At 43.8% G+C, this 882-nt stretch carries 1 protein-coding gene and 1 pseudogene; both read left to right on the top strand.

Features of this window, described 5'->3' with window-relative positions; translation table 11 throughout:
• The first annotated feature begins 19 nt into the window (after positions 1–19).
• Complete coding sequence (locus H5187_RS25265; protein ID WP_259401774.1) at positions 20–178, top strand: transposase; 159 nt, start codon at positions 20–22, stop codon at positions 176–178.
• Between the two features lie 216 nt (positions 179–394).
• A pseudogene (locus tag H5187_RS25260) lies at positions 395–882 on the top strand (transposase); the annotation flags it as partial.

Below are 882 nucleotides of genomic sequence, written 5' to 3'. Positions count from 1 at the left end.
GGCGTATCCGCCGTCAGTGATGTTAAAGATTATTTTGCTCGGCTATGCACATGGTTTGATCAGCAGCCGCCGTATTGCTAAGGCGTGTGAGACGAATATTTTGTTCATGAGTGTGTCGGGTGATACTCAACCTCATTACACATCTGTAGCGGGATTCGTGGCCAAAATGCACGAATAGATTGAACCGCTGTTTACGCAAGTACTGATGATCTGCGACGAAGAAGGCTTGATAGGTCGCAACATGTTTGCCATTGATGGATGCAAATTGAAATCTAATGCGAGTAAAGAATGGAGCGGCACATTCGATGAGCTAGGGCGTAAAAAAGCAAAACTAGAACGCGCGAGTAAACGTATTATCGAACGTCACTAATCACAAGATAGCCTGAGCGAAGAGTTGATAACACAGGATTTAAAGCAAAAAGAAAAGCTGGATAAAAGTGCAGATAAAATCACGGCGTTCTTAGCGACCCACGAGGAAAAAACGGGCAGCAAAGGTAAGCCCATTAAAAGTAATATTACCGACCCCGATAGCGCGAAAATGACCACGTCAAAAGGTACAATCCAAGGCTACAACGGGATAGCGATAAATGACGATAAACATCAAATTGTACTGCAAGCACAGGCATGGGGTTCAGTGGGCGAGCAGCAAACCCTGCAGCCAGCGGTTAAGCAATTAAAACAACAGTTAGATAAACTGAGCACAGATGAATCCTCAGATAAACACGCCATCAAATTCACCGCAGACAGTGGGTTTAACAGCGAAGCGAACCTTGAATACATGGCGAAAAGTGGCTTTGATACTTACATTGCGGATAACCAATTTAGAAAACGAAACCCGTTATTTAAAGACAGCGAAACTTATGAAACAGAGCAAGAAAAACG

It is taken from the genome of Pseudoalteromonas sp. SG44-1, from assembly GCF_014164315.1.
GTDB classification, from domain to species: Bacteria; Pseudomonadota; Gammaproteobacteria; order Enterobacterales; family Alteromonadaceae; genus Pseudoalteromonas; species Pseudoalteromonas rhizosphaerae.
This window is presented reverse-complemented; position numbering and strand designations above follow the sequence as displayed.

Bases quoted from the DNA above. Each gene is read 5' to 3' on its own strand.
- H5187_RS25265 (WP_259401774.1), top strand. From the start codon at position 20: ATGTTAAAGATTATTTTGCTCGGCTATGCACATGGTTTGATCAGCAGC.